The following is a 21114-nucleotide window of genomic DNA, read 5'->3' on the forward strand; positions in this document are numbered from 1 at the left end:
ATTTTTTATTTTATCCACATCTCATAGACATCCTTTTCTCGTACTACTACTACTTTCTCTTCTAAATTATAATAATGATTTTTAAACGCTTTACCTTCATAACTTAGCCTCTGGGTATATGATAAATAATGGATCGACTAACCATTGTCCCCCTCCAATCTTGATCTCTTTCTATATTTAGCTTATCAAAACAACCTATATTCTTTTTGTATAAAAAATGGATTTTTTATGGATTTATTCTTTTTATAACGTTTTTATTTTATTTTATTCCGAATCATTAAAATAGATGTTTCTTTTTTTCACAAAAAAGGACTGAGACAGAACTCTTCGAGTCCTATCTCAGTCCGTAAACTAACTGATCAATGTGTTAAACAAATAGCCTTTATTCACTAAATTTGACCACAGAAGACAAATTCAACGAAAACGCCATGCCCGTTTTATCTTCTGTTGCTTGAAATGTAAATGGAATATCATTTTTCAATAATAGTTTAGAAACAATATATAAACCTAAGCCCGTTCCGCCATCTTTTCTTGAACGTGCATAATCAGGGCGATAAAAAGGTAAAAATATCTTTTCGATTTCTTTCGTTTCTAGCGGTACACATTGATTTTCTATCACTAAATCTGTTGATGTCAGAGTAATGGTTACTTTTCCTCCATTTTTCGTATATTTCAAAGCATTACTCAATAAATTCATAATGATTCTTTTCATATCTTCTTTATTAAAGTCGATTATTACCTCTACTAAATTTACTTCAAAGGTCAATTCTTTTTGAATTGCCATCAACTCGAATAAAGCCATCGTTTCATTAATTAAATCAGTCAATGAGAATTTTTCATTAAACGTTTCAAATATTTCAATACTTTCCAGCTTTGAAATAAATAGCACGTCTTGAACAAGCTGGCTTTGTGATTCTAATATTTCTTTGCAGACAGTTAAATAATGATCTCTATCTTTAAAACGTCCCACATTTAGAATCATTCCTTCAATGATTCCTAGCATAGCTGTAATAGGCGTTTTCAGCTCGTGAGAAGCAATTCTCATGAACTCTGACTTAGAATACTCGACAGCATTACTCTTTTCTAGTTCCTGATTCAATGATTGGATATTTTCTAACAATGATAAATATAGAAATTGAACATTATTCTCCAACTCGCTAATTTCATCTTTTCCTTTTACCACATAATCGGTCGGTTCTTCTAGCACAACCATATTTTTAGTCCTATCAGTAATTCTATGAATTCTTCTTGTCGCCCAATAAGAGTAGCAATACGCACTCACAGTACCTATAAAAAAACTTATCCCTAAAATGTAAGGATAGGTTTTCAGAAGTGTGTCTTTGACCTTTTCAACGGGCTCTAAAAGCATATTCACTTTAATCGTATATTCTTCACCCTCTGCATCTTTAACTGTTGTATCAGCAATCTGAACAATTGACTTATTTGCAACAATAACGATTTTTTTAGGTAAGTCATTTGAATCTTTATTAAATAAGCTCAAATAAACAGTATCATTATTTGAATCTTTTACAGTCCAAGCTGTTTTACCTTGAGAGGATGCTGCATTGATTAATTCTTTTATTTTCTCTAGAGGTTTATTTTCAATTTCTGCTAATACTTCATTTGTCTTTGCTAATTCCTGACTTCTTTGATCATGCTCATAAACAATCGGTAAAAAATAATACAATAATGCAAAGCTAATTGTTATAACAACACCAATGACCGTTGAGGTGAAAAAAAATGTTTTTGTTCTTGTTTTCATCTTTTTTCCTCTAAGATATAGCCAATTCCTTTGATTGTTTCAATGTTTAAGTGCGGAACTTTTTTTCTGATATTTTTCATGTGACTATCGATCACTCGATCATTTGCTGTGAATTCATATCCCCAGATCGTCTCTATCAATTGTTCCCGTGTCACAGTACGCCCTTTATTTTTAGCTAGATATTCAACGATCCTATATTCAATCTTGGTTAATGGAACTCGTTCATCTTTATAAAAAATCATTGCCGCATCAAAGTTTATCCGAACGTCACCATAATACACTTCTAAATTTGGTGTATTCGCTCCTTGCTTTGTTCGTCTTAATACTGCTTGAACTCTTTTGACCAGTATTGTTGGCGAAAATGGTTTGATTACATAATCATCTACTTTTTGCTTAAAACTAAGCAATTGTGTATGCTCTTGATCGATAGCTGTTAACATAATTACTGGCACATCAGATGTTTGCCGTATTCTTTCTAACAACTCCAAACCGCTAATATTGGGCAGCATAATATCTAAGATAATCAAATCAAAAGTCTCTTTTTGAACTATTTGCCATGCTTCTTCACCATCTGAAGCGGAAACAACCTCATAATCTTTTTCTTCTAAGAAATCGGAAATTACTTGATTGGTCATTGTATCATCTTCAACTACTAATATTTTTGTATTCATTCCAAGCTCCTCCTTCACCAACGATTTCTAAAGTACAGAGAAACTATAATTGAACAACTTAGATTCTGTCAACTATAGTCCATTCCTTCCTCATTGTCGTCGTATTGAGTACTTCATTATCAATATTTTTTAATGCTTTTTCATGAGTAGAACGCAGTTTCATAACGTATTAATCACTTGTTCCAACATTTTCTAGAGCACTTGCTTAATATTTTAACATTAGCAAAAACATCTGGATTCTGTTTGTGTTTTATCTGGATTCTATCTGGATTTTTCATCTTTACTACTGGAATCTATCTCCTAAATATGTCTGGTATGAAAAATGAGTTGAGATAGATTGCTATCTGTTGCGCTTTACAATGTAAGCAATATAGTCTCACACTCCATTTTTAGTCAAATTTTCAAAAAAAAATACTCAAACCACTGAATAAAAAATAGCGTGGTTTGAGCATCGATAGTACATTATTCTTGATAATAAGATTCATAACCAAAGTGTTCATAGGCTAAAGCTGTTGCAATCCGCCCTCTTGGCGTTCGCTTGATAAAACCTTTTTGGATCAAATACGGTTCATACATATCTTCAACAGTCTCAGTTTCTTCACTAATATTCACAGATAAGGTGCTTAAACCAACTGGACCTCCACCGTATAATTCGATCATTGTTTTCAATAATTTTTGATCGACATAATCCAGTCCTTGATGATCGACTTGCAGTAAGGTCAATGCCTGGTCTGCAATACTGCGATCGATCGTGCCATTTGACTGAACTTGAGCAAAGTCACGGACACGTTTTAATAAACGATTGGCGATACGAGGAGTACCACGAGAGCGACGGGCAATTTCAAAAGCACCTTCTTCTACGATTTCTGTCTGGAAAATATCCGCAGAGCGCAATACGATTTCTTTTAAGTCTTGTGTTTCATAATATTCCATATGAGAAATGATCCCGAAGCGATCTCGTAGTGGCGCCGATAGCATCCCTGCTCTAGTTGTGGCACCGATCAAGGTAAATGGCGGCAACGGAAAATGAACGGGATGAGCCGTTGTCCCTTGTCCCACCATGATATCTACATAAAAATCTTCCATTGCGGAATACAGCATTTCCTCCACTACACGAGGTAAACGATGGATTTCATCAATAAACAAAACATCTCCTGGTTCCAATTCATTTAAAATCGCAACAAGATCACCAGCTCGTTCAATTGCAGGTCCGCTAGTCGTTCGAATATTAACATGCATTTCATTGGCAATCACCATAGCCATGGTTGTCTTACCAAGTCCTGGCGGTCCGTATAAAAGTGTATGATCTAGCGCTTCTTCTCGATTACGAGCTGCTTCTATATAAATTGTAAGCTCTTGTTTGACTTTATCTTGACCGATATACTGTTCGAGAAATTGGGGGCGCAGTGACTTTTCCAGTGATTCTTCCCCTTCGCTTGTTTGAGCGGAAAGCAGTCTTTCATCTTCTGTCATAGCGATTCCTCCTTAGCGTTTCATCATGAATTTCAGTGCATTACGCAAGTATTCATCCGTTGGTTGGCTACCTAATTCTTCTAATTTCGGCGTAATTCGTTTGATTTCTTTTTCACTGTAGCCTAGCGCACTCAAAGCTTCTAACGCTTCTGTTAGTGATTGATTTACTGATTGGGCAGTTGGTGTTTTAGCCATTGCTTCAACAGCTGCTTCTGATGTTTCCAGTTCTCCAAGTTTACCTTTTAGGTCTAGAATCATTTGCTGTGCTGTTTTTTTACCTACGCCAGGGAATTTTGTTAGATAAGCAGCATCTTCACTCTCAATTGCATTGATCAAACCACCGTGATCATCTGATGCCATGATCGCAAGCCCACTTTTTGGTCCGATTCCTGACACACTGATTAGTTTTAAAAAGAGTTGTTTTTCATCTAAATCACCAAACCCATATAATAGATGGGCATCCTCACGAATGACTTGGTGGATATAAATTTTAATTTGCTGATCGGTTTTGCCAGAATAACGATAGGGATTGCCTACAGAAACCTGATAACCGATGCCATTTGTTTCTACTACAATATAATAAGGGCTGATAAATGTAACCTTACCAATGATATACTCGTACATAATTTCACCTTTCTCGATTCCATTAAAGTTAGCGGATAGATTCTTTTGCGCCAACGTTCTTATGCTTGATACGCACATACGTTTCTATTTTAGCACAGATTTGGGAAAATCAGTAGCTTGATAAAAAGAAAGCCAATACGAATTATGAATCCATTCGTACTGGCTTATTTTCTTATTCAGAAATATACGTCCATTTATAGTCATATCGTGCGCCCGCTCCATGAGCCACTACGCCTTTGACTTTTTTACTACGCATGTGTGCTTCTGCTTTTTGATACACAGGTGCAACACCCATATCATCCATCAGTAGTTTTTCAGCATCTACCATATCTGTCCAGCGTTTTTCTGGATCAGAAGCATTTTTGCTACCTGACGCATTGACCAATGCATCATATTTTTCGTTTGAGTAGCGCCCTCTATTATATGATCCACCCGTTAGGAATAAATCAGTGAAACTACTTGGGTCTGCATAGTCAGCTCCCCAGCCACCCATCAGTACTTCAAAGTCACCATTTTTACCACGGTCTAGACGAACAGTAAACGGTACGTTTGTAACTGTTACATCCACGCCATCTAATGTTTCTTTGACTGCGCCTTGGATATATTCTAAGATTTTTTTCGTAGAATCTGTATCATCTCCTACAATGTCGAATTTGAATGTACTGATCCCTAATTCTTTTTTGGCTGCTTCCCAATATTTTTTGGCCTTTTCTTTGTCATATTTCAATAAGTCTTTATTCTCATCTGCAAAGTCCTTGTTGTCTTTTGGTGAATAAGACATGCCTTCTGGAACAAGTCCTGTGGAAGCTACTGATCCGTCTCCTAAGATACGTTCAACAACCGCGTCACGATCAATAGAATAAGAAATAGCTTTTCTTAAATTGGCATTGTGATAGGGTGATTTCTCATCTCGTTGGTTGAACTCAAGATAAGAAGTACGCGCATCTTTTTCGATCACAAGTTCTGGATCATCTGCCATTTGTTTCGCTAACTCTCCGCTCAAGATCACATCATCAGCTTGTCCGTCTTGGAAAAGGTTCAATGATGTTGGTGCTTCTTTAACTACTTTTACCTCTATCTTATCTAATTGAACAGTATCTTTGTCCCAGTATTGATCGTTCTTTGTGTAAGACCATTCAGTATCTGTTCCTGCACCATCGAAATCAGTCAATGTAAATGGACCATTGTAGACAGAGGACTCACTGTTTGAAGCGTAGTCTTTGCCTTTTTCATCGACTATTTTTTTATTTTGCGGGAAAAATGATGGAAACGCTAGTAAGTAATCAAAGTATGGTGTTTCTTGCTCTAATGTTACTTCTAGTTCATAATCACCGATTGCTTTGATTCCTAATTCATCAAGACCTTTTTTCCCAGCAGAAACGTCCGCTCCATTTTTTACTAATTCAAACATATAAGCATATTCAGCAGCTGTTTTAGGATCGGCTGTTCGTTGCCATCCATAGACATAATCCGCAGCAACTACAGGATCACCATTAGACCACTTGGCATCTTCTCTTAATTTGAAAGTATACGTCAAACCATCTTCACTTTTCTTCGCCATTTCTGCGGCTCCTGCTGCATGTGGCTTACTTTTTTCGTCTAAACGGTATAATCCTTCATAAATATTATTAAATGCTGAAAAACTGATGGTATTTGTTCCTAATGATAGATCCGCCGTAGGTATTTCTTGTTGTACGACTAGTTTAAAAAGCTGTTCCCCCCTTGCTTTTTTACCTTCATTACTACTATCTGTAGAACCAGTCTTACCGCCACCACCACAGGCTGCTAAAACTAATGTCGAGAGCATCATAACACTTATTAATTTCGTCTTCTTCGTCTTTTTCATTCTATTCTCCTCAATAATCAATAATTTTCTTTTCAAATTTTAATTTTCTGAATATTCTTATATTACTAAAAATACAGACAAATAGCAACTATTTTATGTAATAAAAACGTAACCAGTTTTTCCCCTTTAAAATAGTAAAAAAAAGCTTATCTGAGTAGATGTTGCTACTCAGATAAGCAAAAATTTCTATTCAAACAAAGACTTATATTCTTCATAACCTTCTTTTTCTAATTCTTGTACTGGAACAAACCGCAACGCTGCTGCATTGATGCAATAACGTAAGCCGCCCTGCTCTTGTGGTCCATCTGTAAAAACATGACCTAAGTGTGAATCCGCTTCTTTACTACGAACCTCCACACGACGCATACCTAAAGAAAAATCTGAATTTTCTTTAACACCTTGTTTTTCAATGGGTTTAGTAAATGCTGGCCAGCCACAGCCTGCATCATATTTATCTTTCGAGCTAAAAAGTGGTTCGCCACTCACCACATCAACATAAATTCCCTCTTGATAAAAATCGTCATATTTACCAGTAAAAGGTCGTTCAGTCGCATTTTCCTGTGTTACGGCATATTCAATATCGGATAGCTTTTCCTTCAACTCTTCTTTTGATGGTTTTTCCATGACAAATCACACCCTTACATTTTAGTTACTCTTATCATAGCATCATTGATAAAAAAACACTCAGCTTCTGTTTAGAAAGTGAGTGTTTACGTCTATTATTAGTTCCACGGAATATCTAAATCGACATTTTTAGCAAGATCGATACTTTCTTGTCGTTTGGCTTGTCTGAATTGTTTTCGCGCTTCATAGCCCTGACAAATAAATCGTTCTTCTTTTGTCTCAGGCTCGATCGTTTCTGGTAAAGTAGCTCCTTTAGGCACTACAAACGTCATAAAACAGGTACCAGCCAAATAACGCTCTCCTGAAAATAAATCTTCACCGATGACTTTTGCAAAAATCTCCATTGAACGTGTACCAACGCCTGATACATAAGCGTCGATACAAACAGAATGGTCTGCTTTTAAAGGTGCCAAAAAATCTAAATGATCGACAGAAGCTGTGACAATTGCCGCTCTAGATACTCGGACAGCCGAAAGTCCAGCTGTTTCATCTAGCCAAGCCATTAATTGACCGCCAAATAAAGTTTTATGAAAATTCAAGTGAGGATATGTGATCATATGTGTTTGGATTGCTCTAGTTTGAGAACATTTCATGGATGTATTTCCTTCTTTCATCGTACGATTACTCGTCAAAAGCTGGCAGCATTCTATAGAGTGTCGCAATTGGCAGCCCCATGATCGAATAGTAATCGCCTTGAATACTTTTTACTAGTAAAGCCCCTTGTTCCTGAATTCCATAGGCTCCAGCTTTATCTTGGTATTCTTTTGTATCTAAATAACGATTGATTTCGTCATCTGTCAAATCATAAAATTCGACTGTTGCTGGAACCGTCGCTGAAGATTCTTGATCGTCTTTCATCAAGACCACACTGGTATATACTTTATGCGTTCTACCACTTAATTGTCTTAACATACGAAAAGCATCGTCTCTGGAAGTTGGTTTACCCAATATTTCATTATCGATCGTCACGATGGTATCGGAACCGATCACTAAATCATTGGGGTATTGCTTGGCGATATGCATCGCTTTTTGTGCTGCCATCGTTAATACATAATCCATTGGAGTAAAATAGTCTTTGACTTCTTCGTTGATGTCTGCTGGCACCACTTCAAAATCAGAAATAATTCGACTCAGCAACTCACATCTGCGAGGAGATTGCGAGGCAAGAATAACTGCCATTAGGATAAAACCTTCTTCCCATAATTTTTAATGTGGATCTTGTATACGCTTAAACATTTTTTCCATATCTGAATTGGTAAAATGAATCAAAACAGGTCGGCCGTGCGGGCAATTAAAAGGATTTTCACAGGTCTCAAGATCCTTCAATAAAACCCGAGCTTGTTGTTCATTTAAATAATGATTGGCTTTGATCGAGCGTTTACAACTCATCATGATCGCTGTTGCTTCACGGAATTTTTTCACACTGACTGAACCTGTGGTCAAAAACATATCGATCATTTCTCGAATGATCGTCTCTTCTTCACCAGCAGGATACCACGTTGGATGCGCCCGAACAATAAAACTATTTTGACCGAAGTCTTCTAAATGAATTCCGACTTCTGCCAGAGTTTCTTTTTGTTCTTTGATTTTCAATGCATCACTATTTGGATAATCGATCACGATCGGTACTAATAATTCTTGTAAATCATTCGTCACTTCGCCGATTTTTTCTCTAAAATACTCATACTTGACTCGTTCTTGAGCAGCATGTTGATCGATGATGTATAAGCCATCTTTACTTTGAGCAAATAGATACGTGCCATGCATTTGACCAAAATACTCTAATTCAGGAAAACGTTCTTTGGGTCTTTCATCTGCTAGTTTGTTCAACATTTTATTTAAGTCATTTTGAGCGCCTTGTGCTGAAAAATCAACTTCTGGATGATGGCTTAATTCTTCTTGATACACTTGCTCATCAATCGTTGGTTTCTCTTCCACTTGAGGGATTTCTTCTGCTTTTAATGGTTCTGCAGGTTCGTCCAAATGACTGTTTGCTGAATGAGTCTCTTCCTCAACATCCGTTGGTGAGCTGAAAGCGTAGGCCATCAACGCTTCTTTTTCAAGCTCTTCTTTGGTTTGAGGTTTCGTTTCTTTTACCCAATTACTAGTAGGCTTTTGCGCTTGAAATGTTGGCGATGTTTCTTTGACAAAGAAATTGCCGCTAGTTGGATCATAGCCTAAACTGCCTGGTTTTCGAATTGGTTGGCTCGTTTCCGCCTGCTCTGTTAATGGAATCTCCATTTGTTCCACTTTCGGTTGCTGTTCAACTTTCTTTTTAAACTGAAGATTGTCTGCAGCATTTGGGATAAGTTGTTGATGACTCAACACTTCACGAATGGCTTCACTGATCAAGAGCATCAATTCTTTTTCTTTACTCAAACGGACTTCTTGTTTTGTGGGATGCACATTGACATCCACTAGCAATGGGTCCATTTCAATTTCTAATACAGCCAGCGGAAAGCGTCCGACCATTAATTTTGAGCCGTAGCCGTCAACGATTGCTTTATTCAGCGCGAAATTCTTGATATAACGGCCATTTATGATCGTTGATAAATAGTTTCGACTTGCTCTAGTCACTTCGGGTAATGAGACATAGCCTGTCAATTTAAAGTCTAAATCTTCTGCTTCGATTTTCAGCATTTTTTTTGCAGTGCCAATCCCATAAATTCCGGCAATCGTTTGTTTCAAATCACCATTGCCAGCTGTATTCATCATTTTATTCCCATCATGAACTAAACGAAAAGCAATTTTAGGATGGCTTAATGCCAAGCGATTGACGATATCCCCTACATTGGCAAGTTCAGTTTGGATCGTTTTGACATATTTTAAACGAGCTGGTGTATTAAAAAATAAATTTGAAACGGTGATTTTTGTTCCTTTTCTTAAAGCAGCCGGACGGTGTTCTTCGACCTTGCCGCCTTTCATTTGAACATAACTGCCTTCCTCTTCTTCGGAAACAGCTGTTTCTACGATGATTTCTGAAACAGAGGCGATACTGGGCAGGGCTTCTCCACGAAACCCTAAACTACGAATGCGGAATAAATCGTCTCTTGTATGGATTTTACTTGTGGCATGACGCTTAAATGCACTTATAATGTCTTCTTTTGTGATGCCTTCACCATTATCGATGACTTGGATCGTTTTAAGTCCTGCTTCTTCAATAAAAATATCGATTTGTGTACTTCCAGCATCGATCGCATTTTCTACAAGTTCTTTGACAACTGATGCAGGACGTTCTACTACTTCACCAGCAGCGATCTGATTGGCAAGTTGTTCTGATAATTCTTGTATTTTTCCCATCTATACGATCCTTTCATTGCTCAGTTTTTTTGGATTTAGATTCTTTTTTGCAGTTCATGCAATTTATTTAAAGCATCCATTGGTGTCATTTCTAATAAATTGATTTTTTTCAAGGTATCGATCACACCTAATTCATCTGTGGATACTTCTTTGAATAGAGATAATTGTTCAGTATCTTCTTTAATCTCGTCTTTGTATTCAACTGTTTTAAGTGGTTGCTCGTCTGATTCTAAAGCAGTAAGAATCGTAGCCGCACGTTCTAATAACGCACTAGGTAAGCCAGCAATTTTCGCTACATGAATCCCGTAACTTTTGTCAGCAGGTCCATCCATCATTTTATGCAAGAAGACAACTTCGCCATTTTTTTCCACTGCCCCGACATGAACATTTTTCAAGCCAGCCAAGCTTTCGTCTAAGACCGTTAATTCATGATAATGGGTAGAGAATAATGTTTTGGCTTTGACTTCTCGATGGATATACTCAATGATTGCTTGTGCTAATGCCATGCCATCATAGGTTGCTGTTCCTCGACCAAGCTCATCGAATAAAATCAAACTGTTTGGTGTGGCATGACGTAAGGCTTGATTGGCTTCCATCATTTCTACCATAAACGTACTTTGACCCGCAATCAAATCATCCGATGCCCCAATTCTAGTGAAAATTTGGTCAAAAATTGGTAGATCGGCAGATTCAGCGGGCACGAAACAACCGATTTGAGCCATCACGACCGTTAGTGCTAATTGACGCATGTAGGTACTTTTACCGGACATATTCGGTCCTGTGATTAATAGAATGATGTTCTCTTTGCTCATATGAACACTGTTTGGAATATATTCTTGATGCCCTAAGACTTTTTCTACAACAGGGTGACGACCTTCAACAATATGCAGTTCTTTGCTATTACTTTTTAAGGTTGGCCGAACGTATTGGTATCTTTCACTAACCGTTGCAAAAGCTTGTAAAACATCCACTGCGCTGATTGTTTTCGCTAGTTTTTGCAGACGTTCGATATTGGCTTTGACTTGTTCTCGGACTTCTAGGAATAATTGATATTCTAGATCCACTGATTTTTCTTCTGCTTCTAAGATCAACGTTTCCATTTCTTTTAGTTCAGGGGTGATAAAACGTTCCGCATTTGCTAGCGTTTGTTTACGTTCGTACTTGCCTTCTTCTAGGTTGGCTAAATTTGATTTTGTGACTTCGATATAGTAACCGAATACTCGATTAAAGCCTACTTTTAGCGTTTTGATTCCTGTTTCTTGACGTTCTTTTGCTTCTAACTCTGCTAACCATTGTTTTCCGTGGCGCATAGCATCGCGGTATTCATCTAGTTTTTCATTGTAATTATCTTTGATGATATTTCCTTCTGTGATCGCAAGCGGCGCTTCTTCGTTGATGGCTGTATTGATTAGTTCCACGATATCTTCAGCTGGGTTTAAATCTAATAGCAGATCATTCCACTCACCTTGATTGATTCCAACGATCAGTTCACGAACCAATGGGACTTGCTCTAACGATGTTTTCAGTTGGATCAAATCGCGCCCATTCACATTCCCAAAGGCAACACGACCTGCTAGCCGTTCTAAATCGTAGACTTTTGTTAAAGTCGATTGTAAATCCACACGTTCAAAATAGGCATTTAATAACGATTGCACCATTTCTTGACGCATTTGGATTTGTTTTTCTTGGATCAAGGGACGATCGAGCCATTGTTTTAGTAAACGGCCGCCCATTGCGGTTTTTGTTTCATCTAGCAGCCATAATAACGTCCCTTTTTTCAAACCTGTTCGGATCGATTGGCTCAATTCTAAGTTGAATTTAGAATAATGATCCATTTTCAAGAAGTGATCTGGCTGATATTCTACAGCTTTTTGAATATGAGATAATCCGCGTTTTTGAGTCACCGTTAAATATGTCAGTAACTTGCCTGTGACTTCCACTTCCAGGGGGTGTGTCAGTTCACTCGTCAAGAAACTAAATTCAGCATTTTCTTCTGCTTGATCTTGTTCAGAAAATATAATATTCAAACGATCTTTCAATGTTTGTTTTAGAGTTTCCGACAAGGGACTTCCTAATACGACTTCTTTGGTTTGTAAAGCTGATGCTTCATTGATGACACCATCTTCATCGCTCAAAACAGCCGTCTTTAATTCTCCCGTACTTAAATCAACATACGCTAAACCAAACGTACCATTTTCCTCAACGATCGCGGTTAGGTAGTTGTTGTCTTTTGCATCTAAGCCTTTGCTGGTCATAACGGTTCCAGGTGTGATCAACTGAACAACTTCTCGTTTGACCATTCCTTTTGTTGTTTTAGGATCTTCTACTTGTTCACAAATCGCTACTTTATAGCCTTTTTCAATCAATGTATCGATATAGCCTTGTGCTGCATGATGAGGAATTCCACACATTGGAATCGGATCATCAGCATTACGATTGCGGCTAGTTAAGGTTAGTTCCAATACCTGTGACGCATTGATCGCATCTTCATAAAACATTTCATAAAAGTCACCTAATCGGTAAAATAGAAACGCATCTTGGTATTGGTCTTTGATTGCTAAGTATTGTTCCATCATGGGTGTGTTTTTCGTTTTTTGAGGCATTGTTACCCTTCCTTCTCTAGTTCTTCGTTGATTCTATATTGGATCATGTCTGTGACGTGTTGTAAGAGGTCGTTTGCTTCCATCAGTTGCTCTCGATATGCTACAACTAAAGGATGCTCATCAAATTCTTTCGTTAGTTCGTCCGCTCGTTTAATTGCCGCTTTTTCTGCTTCTGGTTTATCATAATGTGCAAATTGAACCGCATCTTTTTGTGCTGCTTTGATTTGCTCAACCAGTTCAGTTAGCTTCTCATTATGTTGAACTTTTTCTTCTAGTTCTTTGTAACGCTTGATCAATTCATCCTCGCCAAGTAAGGTCAATAACTTTGTTAATTCTTCGTTGATTCTTTTATCTTCAATGGACGGCTCCATGATTTCACACCTTTATTCTGGGTAAGATTTTGTTGTAAAACAAGTCTACTTATTTTAACATAATTCCAGCAGAATCAACAGTTTGTGGAAAAGAAAACAGAATCTATTTATTGTGGTTTATTTTATGGCAAATAGTTGAAATTGGAGATAGTGGATGGAAAAACAGCGTGACCTTTTAGTTAGGTTACGCTGTTTTGAATGATTTTCTTGATAAATCATAGGCTTTAAATGAAGACACGGTATTCGTGAACTTCTAGCACTAATGTCGTTTAAATATTTTCTGCACAATAAATATGGCTTACTAGGCTCACAATTATAATGTGTATATCTCATCATTTATTTTAAATTTTTCTGCTTCTAAAACTACTGATTTACTCCAAATTTCTATGATAACTTTTCCAGAACAATCATATTGTTTCAACCAAGTCTCTTCTTTACGATCTAATGAAATTCTGATTTTACCATCCGATAAGGTAATATTTGTCAATCCTAAATAGTCATCAGTAGCAGCATAAATGAGATCCAAAAACGATCACAATTGAAGGAGGAAAAAGCCATAAAAAGAATGTTAACCGAATTAGAAGCAGATTTTAGTAGACTAAAAGATAAAAAGGGGTCATACAAAAGAAATTTAGCTCTAGTAGAGCTAATGAACGAACTAGAAAAAGGTTATGGAACAATGATCACTTACGAAACTGACGAGCAGCTGCAAGCAGAACTAATAAAGAACCCTGAAATGAGACTGTACAGGGGAATTTCTTTTTCAAGAACAAATGAAGATTAGTTCTCAAAAATGGAAGAAAATTCTCCGGCAGCAGTCGTGGATCTTCCAAGTTATTTTTTCTAAAGACGAGCGGTTGATATTCCCGAAGCTGAAAATAGTTCGGCTTCTCAAAAGGATTATAACTGTATTTCTGTTTCTATGTAAGTAGTGCAACATTATCCTTTGCGATATATTTCACATTTCCATATCGGAAGTTGTAACCATTTTGCGCCATATTTCCAGCTCCTTTCTTAATTCGCATTATCGCCCTGAGCCGCAAAGGCGTACTATGCTTATCATGTAAGGATAGAAAAACTTTTACCATCCCATTTAATAGAAATAATATCGACATTTTTGATTTTAGGTTTTTTTCGCAACATTTCTTTTGAAAACAAATACATCAATGTTTTAATAGCAAAAGCATGAGTAACGATCAGGACGTTTGGATTATTCAAGTGAATCAAATTATCACCTGTCTCTTTGAGAAAACTTTCCAATCTATCCATAATCATTTGAAACGGTTCAACCATACCTGATGTGTCGGATTTATAAATAATCTCATGAACTTCCAGCAGACGGGAATTAAGCTCTGAAAAATCATTTTTTATCTGTAACTCATTCATCATACTGGAAATAAACTTATTATTATTTTCTGCTTCCCAACGGCCTAAACACCACTCACGGAGCCTTTTATCAGTAATAACTTGCAGTTCATTTTGCCCCTGTGCAGTTAATATGGTTTTTCCAGTTTGTAAAGCTCTGGATGTATCACTAGAAAATGCAGCCGAAAATTGGACATTTTTCAGTTGCAGTCCTAATTGTGTGGCTGCTTGGATTCCTCTTTCAGTTAATGGGGAATCTGACCAACCTTGTGCTTTATGTAAATGATTAAGTAAGGTTTCCCCATGTCGAGTAACATAGAAAGTAACTGTTGAATTCATGTTTTATCCTCCGAAATAATTTTATGTAATTGCTCCACCTTATCGGCAATAGTCGAACTAAGAAATTACTAAAATTGTACCAGAACCACCCGCCCAAAACAACGCTAAGGTAAAAGCAAAACGGCGGTATATAGATATTAGAAGGAGAATATATACCTTTTGTTCTTCGACTTTACGGTGTTGAAATAAAGTTGTATTCAAATTCAACAGACTATGGATTTGTTCCGCTACTTCCATTAGGTGGAATAGAGAATGTAGAACACTTAGACAGAGTAAAAATAAGAGAGCATGCCCTATTAACTTATCGATTAATTGGTAAGTTAGATTGTAATATTGATTTTGGTGAGGTTAATTACAATAATGGGCCAGTAAATTATGAAGTACTCAAACCATATACGTAACATCTATGGTTTACATTTACTAAAGTAATTGACTTCTTAAAAACGATCAGAAAGAATATAAATGTATCTAACCAAAAAGGATAACTAAAGGAGAAAATAGATGGAGTTCACGAAAAAAAATGTAATGGATCAAGTTGCGCTAGTAAAAAAAACTATTATAGATAATGATGTAGTAAATTTTTATCTAGAGACACTTATAAATGACATTGGGGAAATGGAAGACGGTCAATGGGAGTATTTTCCTAGAATGAATTTATCAGATAAAAAATAAAGGATTGCTATGCCAAAAAGGATAGAAAGAAGGTTTATTAGTGGATAGGAATATAAATGATGCTATAACGTTAAGGGCAGGCGGTAGGATTGAAGAATCTAATCAGTTCTTATTAGAATTACTAAAAAATAAAATTGGTGATCTATATTTAAACTATCAAGCTGCTTGGAGTTTTGATCTCTTAGAAAGAGAGTCAGAAGCAGTATATTATTACGAAAAATCAATAAAAAATGGCTTAGAAGGAGCTGATTTAGAGGGAGCATATATCGGCTTAGGCAGTACGTATAGAACTTGATAAAAGGTAATTTGAAATGAAGGATACTTAATGGATTTCCAAAAAGGATCATTTTTGGGAATTTCACGGTTAATATTTCTTATCGAATTTTTATGAACAAAGTTGATCCCGCATAAACAGGTGGTAACGGACGCTTCATGAAAGTTCACCATCCTTTGTAAGTCTTATTTCCTAATATACTTTTGAAATAAAGGCTTGTTTTAAATATAGTAACTATTTTTCTTGTTTTATTTCATCGAAAGATTTACTTAATAATGTCTGTTTTTCTTGGTTAACAAAATCTAAATCTTGCTCAGTAGGTTCTATGGGTAATATTGAACCTATTCTATTCAGATATATCGAAGCAAACTCACTATATTTTAAATTTTCCTCTTCAACAGAGTTCAAAGTTAAATCGCCAAATTCTATATTTTGTAAAAACTCAAAATATTCCTGTTCTAATTGTGTTTCAAATTTTTTATTGAATTGATTTTCAAATGAAACTAATAGCTCCGCTTGTACCTACCCCAAATTTTGATTTAGATCAATCTCGCTATTTTCATTTTTGATATCTTCTTTTACAACTTCTGATATTTTCATACCTTCTGATTCATCAGCGTTCGCCTGAAATCCAGTCAAAATAGCAGTACTTAATACTGCACATGTAGTTACCACAATTCTTAACGTCGTCTTTTTCATAATTTTAAATCTCCCAATTTTTTTTATGCTTCTCCATGGTATTCTGCAAAATAAAAAATATAGTTTTTACTTACATGATACGTTTTCAATTCTGAATTAGTTGCCATTTCAACTGGCGCTGGAGTAATCGTATACAATTCGTTACCAATTTTCTCGATTTTTGAATTGTTTGCTATACTAAAATATCCTGCTGAAAAAACTGCTGTCCTCACAGATACTTCTGGGCTCCTGTGAGTGTACCAAAAGAAACAAAAAAATACTGTCCCACCCACCAAAATCCATTTGAATTTATTTGACAAACTTTTCCTCCCTCCTCTAACAAAGCTCCAGATAATCAAATATATAAAACGTCTTATTTGTTTGAATTGATATTAAAATTTTTTTCAAGCGACAAAATTCATCATCTTTTATCCTTCAAAAACGACTGTTTGGGAGAATTCTATTTCTAAAAAAATCTGGCAGAATTAAATCATACCAGATTTTTTTACTAAATTTTGTATTACTTATGATTCTAACTTTTGATAGCCTAATATCCTGATTATAGTTACTCGCTTTCACTCAATCAATACTTTTAAGTTTTGATAGCTTGTTCTTTGCATCATGATAATTTACTTTTTCTATTAACAAATGCGTACATATAAATATTCAATATGCTTTGGCTCTGTTCTTTTAAAACCAAATAACGAATTTTATCCCATACTTTTAATTTTCTAACTTTTCTACATCAATTTTACCAAGATCATCAACATAGTTAATTTAGTGAATTGAACAACCTTCAAATCTTATTTTTCAAACTATATCTCTATTCTTCTTTTCCATAATTTCCTTTTTATATAGTAATACATCATTAAAAATATCAAAATGAAGTATGAACAGTTGTTGAAAGGAAATAGAATGTTTATCAAAATTAGTGTAACTACATCCACAATAAGTAAATCAACTAGTTTTACTTGTGAGTTCTCTTGTATCCTCATTAATAATAGCACTACGACACATACTGATACCAAAATATTGATCCATCTAATCAACCAAACTAAAGAATAAAAGTTGACTAAATACTTAATTTTACTCATTTCTGCGAAATATGATTTATAGATTTCATCTTTATCAAACTGAGAATCTGGTTTATACGCAAAAAACCTATTTGAAAGGAATGCTGTTACTTGATCTGCACTTAAAACCTTTGGATTAATGACCATGATAATTGGGGATTCTAAAGTTAAGCCCGATGTATTACTTTGGAATCCATAAGAATAAACATTCTGCCCATCTTCACTATAACTAAGTTTAATTTCTAATTTTTCTACAGGTATATCAGTAAGAAAATTTGCCCATTCAGTGTACATTTTTTGTATTCTATCTGAATTTTTTTTTTGACTTATTGGAATAATGAGATATATCTCAGAATCACTGCCTATTTTGGTAAATTTTATTTTTTTTCCTTTATAATCTTTTACTGTTGTAACATCGAAATAATTAGGTGATACAAGTAAACTATTACCTGAATACGGATCGTAATTGTTCTTATGGAAATCATATCCAACGTTATACGCACTCAAAACAACATCTTTTTGTTTTGTAATAAAATCTTTATAATCGTTTTCTATATTCTTTGTACCATAATAAAACTCGGGACTATAAGACGTTAAATCTACAACATTATACTCACTAACTGACTCAAGAGGTCTTTTAACATACGACAAATAGACTTCACCTGTAGCAGGTGCTAATGACAACAACGATACATATATAAATAAAAAGCAAGTAAACCTGCTCATTAAAAACAGTATATAAGATATCCTGTTGTCAATATTTTTAAAAAATTTTAGCTTAAAAATCTGTTGTAGTCCAGTATACACAACAATAAAAAAAATGGTAATGCAAAAAAATAAAATAGCGTAGTAAAATAAAAATTCAATTATTAAAGCCCAACTATTATAGACACGAAGTAACATCAGAAAGAATAGATTAAGAAAAAAAACTAAAATAATGAACTTTTTTTCAGCCCATTTGAATGATACAAAATCCATTACTAACAAGCGATTCTTTTGGCGACTGTAACTTAATTTTACAATATAGAGTATTAAAGAGAGTATCAGTAAATAGAAATAATTATCGTAAATAATCCCAAAGATTCTTCTAAAGATTGAAGTATCAGAAGAATCCATAATGGATAACCCTATAGACGTTAAATCTTTGTTTATACTATCAGTATATTCAGTAAAATAATAAATGCCAACCATGTTTTCATCTTTGATACCCTTCTTTAATTCTGTAGAAACAATTTCCCTGTTAAAAAAATCTGGGCTATCCAAAGAATTATCTCCAATATGATTGAATTCATACTGAATGCGATTGTTAATCTTAAATTTTGTAAATTTTATAATATCAATTCCATGTTTTTTTTCAATTTCTATTAATTTAGAGTACACTTTATGCATATCTTCATCCGGCTTATAGGAGTCCGAATTAGTTATTATTTTAGCTACTGGGTAATCTTTCAATTTAAAATAATCAGAATCGTTAAACAATACAAAGATAATTGAAAAGCTCAATATCATTATCAACAAAGTCAATTTTTTCATCTTTTACCTCTAAAAAAACAGACTGAACTAGATTCAGACTGTTTTCTATTTTTATTAAAACTTCCCAGCAGTCCACGTACCCACGCCTTCTTTTGGTGCATTATCCCAATATACTGAATTCACACCAGACTTATATGTTAAAGCTGCCTTAGCCCATTGTCCAGCTCGTTGTACTGATTTATTATAAACCCCTCCAGACCTACTCACTGTTGCAGAATGCTTCTTATCTCTATGATAGTACTCTGAAATAGTCTTTCCGTTCACACTAGTCATATAGTACCAAGTACCACCACCAACACTTTTGACCATTCTAGATTGAATGTTACTTCCTCTTTGTTCTAATTGTTCTGCATTTAAGCCTCCAGAAGTGGGTTCTTCATCTGCAAAACCTACTTTCTCAATCGTTACATAAAACAATCCTAATAACGCTACCATCAACACTATTTTTTTCATTGCGATTCCTCCTTATAATTTGGTATAATCAATTATAAGATAAGATATTCTAAATGTAAACGTTTTTTTTCAAATTATAAAATTTAATCACACGGAGGATTATTATGCTAAATTACTTAAAACATGTTCGAAAAGAAATTAACAAACTAACCTTTCAGAGTCAAGGATTGGCTTGGTTTATAGCTTTCAAAATCTCCTATTTCATATTGCCTAATCTAGGAAATAACGGACTATATCTATTCAATTTAATTTTAAATTTTATGCTTTCCATGATCCTTATGACTTTAGGAGTTTGGGTTAGTGATTTAATTTTAAAAGGAAAAGATTCAAACAATAATTTTTAAATTAGTAATTCGAAATAATAACAAATATTTTTCAAACATCACAATTGGCTCCGTTAATAGATTATAGCGAATAACTTGTCCGTATTTCTATTATAAGAGCCAAATCATTTCCTGATTCCTTCTATACAACTATGGACAAAAAATTTTACGCAATGGGAGGAACTATAGATAAGCTTTTTCAAACAAACATCTAAAATACACATTTTAAACACTGCTATTCCAACGTTCTATTTTGTGTATCGAGGTATACTCGAAATTTACAGTATTAGTTCATATTCGGAAGTATTGCAGCAAATCCAAATACTACATAATCTTCTTTTTGTTCAAAGTCTGTAATATAAATAATTTCTACAGTTAATATTCTTCCTGTATACATCCCCTTTTCAAGTTCTCTCAAATTTACGATATCTTCAACTTTGAAATTTCTATCGTTTCTCCTTATTTCAAAATTTTTCAAACCTTGAATGACAGCTTCAAAATATACTGGTCCAATCTTTAAATCGTGATCCGCTTTATTCTCTAAACACGAACTGCAAAGATTATCAGTAATCCAGTAGCAACCGCCTACACAAGCATTATTCTGTGTACATCCACAATCATCACACTTTCTTGTATCTTCATCAAATATTGATTCCATTCCGGCATTTGTTCTTTTAAATAGTCTACGGCAAACTGATCATCAAACAACCATTTTTCGATTGTATCTTTTTCTAATATCATCGGCATGCGATTATGTATCGCAGCGATTGATTTATTTGCCACTGTTGTCAAAATAATACTTCTATTACCATCTTCAAAATTCTTGTAAAATCCTGCCAAATACAGGACTTTAGAATCTTTTTCACGAAACAGAAATTTCTTTTTGTCATGGTCCTATTCATAAAATCCTGACGTAAGGAAAACACCGCGGGTTTTACCAAATGCATTAGCAAACATTTTCTTTTCAGTGATCGTCTCTGATCGGGCATTTATGATCGACTGAGACTTTTTTAACCCATGAAATCCCCAATACATCGCCTCAACATCGATATCCTGACCGGACGTTCCAACAAATAGAGGAACTATATTAGTTGGGAATATTTCTCCAATCTTAACTCCTGGTTCTTCGC

Annotated in this window: 23 protein-coding genes and 1 pseudogene; 4 read left to right on the plus strand and 20 right to left on the minus strand. The window is 35.0% G+C overall.

Annotation, left to right across the window (positions count from 1 at the left end):
- Window positions 1-382: 382 nt before the first annotated feature.
- The 12 genes from A5821_RS10750 to A5821_RS10805 all read right to left on the minus strand — a co-directional run bounded on the left by A5821_RS10750 (window position 383) and on the right by A5821_RS10805 (window position 13800).
- Window positions 383-1762: a sensor histidine kinase gene (locus A5821_RS10750; protein WP_086314572.1), complete on the minus strand. Its 1380-nt coding sequence runs from the start codon at window positions 1760-1762 to the stop codon at window positions 383-385.
- Window positions 1759-2433 carry a response regulator transcription factor gene (locus tag A5821_RS10755; RefSeq protein WP_086314573.1) on the minus strand — a complete coding sequence of 225 codons (675 nt, stop codon included), beginning with the start codon at window positions 2431-2433 and terminating at the stop codon, window positions 1759-1761. The genes A5821_RS10750 and A5821_RS10755 overlap by 4 nt, the downstream gene beginning before the upstream one ends.
- 462 nt (window positions 2434-2895) lie before the next feature.
- On the minus strand, window positions 2896-3906 hold the full coding sequence (gene ruvB / locus A5821_RS10760; protein WP_086314574.1) for a Holliday junction branch migration DNA helicase RuvB: 1011 nt from the start codon (window positions 3904-3906) through the stop codon (window positions 2896-2898).
- Window positions 3907-3918: 12 nt separating this feature from the next.
- Window positions 3919-4530 carry a Holliday junction branch migration protein RuvA gene (gene ruvA, locus A5821_RS10765; RefSeq protein WP_086314575.1) on the minus strand — a complete coding sequence of 204 codons (612 nt, stop codon included), beginning with the start codon at window positions 4528-4530 and terminating at the stop codon, window positions 3919-3921.
- Between the two features lie 172 nt (window positions 4531-4702).
- Complete coding sequence (locus tag A5821_RS10770) at window positions 4703-6376, minus strand: peptide ABC transporter substrate-binding protein (protein ID WP_086314576.1); 1674 nt, start codon at window positions 6374-6376, stop codon at window positions 4703-4705.
- 186 nt (window positions 6377-6562) lie between these two features.
- Window positions 6563-7000 carry a peptide-methionine (R)-S-oxide reductase MsrB gene (msrB, locus tag A5821_RS10775; protein WP_086314577.1) on the minus strand — a complete coding sequence of 146 codons (438 nt, stop codon included), beginning with the start codon at window positions 6998-7000 and terminating at the stop codon, window positions 6563-6565.
- A 98-nt stretch (window positions 7001-7098) separates the two neighbouring features.
- Window positions 7099-7593: an acyl-CoA thioesterase gene (locus A5821_RS10780; RefSeq protein ID WP_025871723.1), complete on the minus strand. Its 495-nt coding sequence runs from the start codon at window positions 7591-7593 to the stop codon at window positions 7099-7101.
- A gap of 28 nt (window positions 7594-7621) precedes the next feature.
- Window positions 7622-8179 (minus strand): Maf family protein, encoded by a 558-nt coding sequence (locus A5821_RS10785; protein WP_086314578.1) that lies wholly within the window; start codon window positions 8177-8179, stop codon window positions 7622-7624.
- Window positions 8180-8206: 27 nt separating this feature from the next.
- Complete coding sequence (gene mutL, locus A5821_RS10790) at window positions 8207-10300, minus strand: DNA mismatch repair endonuclease MutL (protein WP_086314579.1); 2094 nt, start codon at window positions 10298-10300, stop codon at window positions 8207-8209.
- 35 nt (window positions 10301-10335) lie between these two features.
- Complete coding sequence (mutS, locus tag A5821_RS10795) at window positions 10336-12903, minus strand: DNA mismatch repair protein MutS (RefSeq protein WP_086314580.1); 2568 nt, start codon at window positions 12901-12903, stop codon at window positions 10336-10338.
- A 2-nt stretch (window positions 12904-12905) separates the two neighbouring features.
- Window positions 12906-13274, minus strand: coding sequence for a YlbF family regulator (locus A5821_RS10800; protein WP_086314581.1), 369 nt, complete (start codon window positions 13272-13274; stop codon window positions 12906-12908).
- Between the two features lie 313 nt (window positions 13275-13587).
- Complete coding sequence (locus A5821_RS10805; protein ID WP_086314582.1) at window positions 13588-13800, minus strand: YxiG family protein; 213 nt, start codon at window positions 13798-13800, stop codon at window positions 13588-13590.
- A 123-nt stretch (window positions 13801-13923) separates the two neighbouring features.
- Here A5821_RS10805 and A5821_RS10810 point away from each other — a divergent pair, with 123 nt between their 5' ends.
- Window positions 13924-14058: a hypothetical protein gene (locus tag A5821_RS10810; protein ID WP_339098594.1), complete on the plus strand. Its 135-nt coding sequence runs from the start codon at window positions 13924-13926 to the stop codon at window positions 14056-14058.
- A 275-nt stretch (window positions 14059-14333) separates the two neighbouring features.
- Here the strand turns inward: A5821_RS10810 and A5821_RS10815 are convergent, their stop codons facing one another.
- Window positions 14334-14978: a histidine phosphatase family protein gene (locus tag A5821_RS10815; RefSeq protein WP_086314584.1), complete on the minus strand. Its 645-nt coding sequence runs from the start codon at window positions 14976-14978 to the stop codon at window positions 14334-14336.
- 191 nt (window positions 14979-15169) lie between these two features.
- On the opposite strand from A5821_RS10815, the gene A5821_RS17590 reads away from it, so the two are divergent.
- From A5821_RS17590 to A5821_RS10825, 3 genes are all read left to right on the plus strand, one after another.
- The gene (locus tag A5821_RS17590; RefSeq protein WP_212637421.1) at window positions 15170-15379 is read left to right on the plus strand and encodes a T6SS immunity protein Tdi1 domain-containing protein; all 210 of its coding nucleotides are present in this window, start codon (window positions 15170-15172) and stop codon (window positions 15377-15379) included.
- Between the two features lie 100 nt (window positions 15380-15479).
- Window positions 15480-15650, plus strand: a complete 171-nt coding sequence (locus tag A5821_RS10820; protein ID WP_170923018.1) for a hypothetical protein — start codon at window positions 15480-15482, stop codon at window positions 15648-15650.
- 40 nt (window positions 15651-15690) lie between these two features.
- Window positions 15691-15945: a tetratricopeptide repeat protein gene (locus A5821_RS10825; protein WP_086314586.1), complete on the plus strand. Its 255-nt coding sequence runs from the start codon at window positions 15691-15693 to the stop codon at window positions 15943-15945.
- A 213-nt stretch (window positions 15946-16158) separates the two neighbouring features.
- On the opposite strand, the gene A5821_RS10830 is transcribed toward A5821_RS10825, so the two are convergent.
- The 7 genes and pseudogenes from A5821_RS10830 to A5821_RS10860 all read right to left on the minus strand — a co-directional run bounded on the left by A5821_RS10830 (window position 16159) and on the right by A5821_RS10860 (window position 21094).
- Window positions 16159-16332: a hypothetical protein gene (locus tag A5821_RS10830; RefSeq protein ID WP_170923019.1), complete on the minus strand. Its 174-nt coding sequence runs from the start codon at window positions 16330-16332 to the stop codon at window positions 16159-16161.
- A 114-nt stretch (window positions 16333-16446) separates the two neighbouring features.
- The gene (locus A5821_RS10835) at window positions 16447-16623 is read right to left on the minus strand and encodes a hypothetical protein (RefSeq protein WP_170923020.1); all 177 of its coding nucleotides are present in this window, start codon (window positions 16621-16623) and stop codon (window positions 16447-16449) included.
- Window positions 16624-16646: 23 nt separating this feature from the next.
- On the minus strand, window positions 16647-16922 hold the full coding sequence (locus tag A5821_RS10840; protein WP_086314587.1) for a hypothetical protein: 276 nt from the start codon (window positions 16920-16922) through the stop codon (window positions 16647-16649).
- 495 nt (window positions 16923-17417) lie between these two features.
- Window positions 17418-19208: a hypothetical protein gene (locus tag A5821_RS10845; RefSeq protein ID WP_086314588.1), complete on the minus strand. Its 1791-nt coding sequence runs from the start codon at window positions 19206-19208 to the stop codon at window positions 17418-17420.
- Window positions 19209-19262: 54 nt separating this feature from the next.
- Window positions 19263-19661, minus strand: coding sequence for a lactococcin 972 family bacteriocin (locus A5821_RS10850; protein WP_086314589.1), 399 nt, complete (start codon window positions 19659-19661; stop codon window positions 19263-19265).
- 609 nt (window positions 19662-20270) lie between these two features.
- Window positions 20271-20642: a DUF3850 domain-containing protein gene (locus A5821_RS10855; RefSeq protein WP_086314591.1), complete on the minus strand. Its 372-nt coding sequence runs from the start codon at window positions 20640-20642 to the stop codon at window positions 20271-20273.
- Window positions 20570-21094, minus strand: a pseudogene (locus tag A5821_RS10860) (SOS response-associated peptidase). Before A5821_RS10860 ends, A5821_RS10855 begins: the two are co-directional and overlap by 73 nt.
- Window positions 21095-21114: the final 20 nt, after the last annotated feature.

Source organism: Enterococcus sp. 7F3_DIV0205 (assembly GCF_002141365.2).
In the GTDB taxonomy this organism is placed as follows: Bacteria; Bacillota; Bacilli; order Lactobacillales; family Enterococcaceae; genus Enterococcus_L; species Enterococcus_L palustris.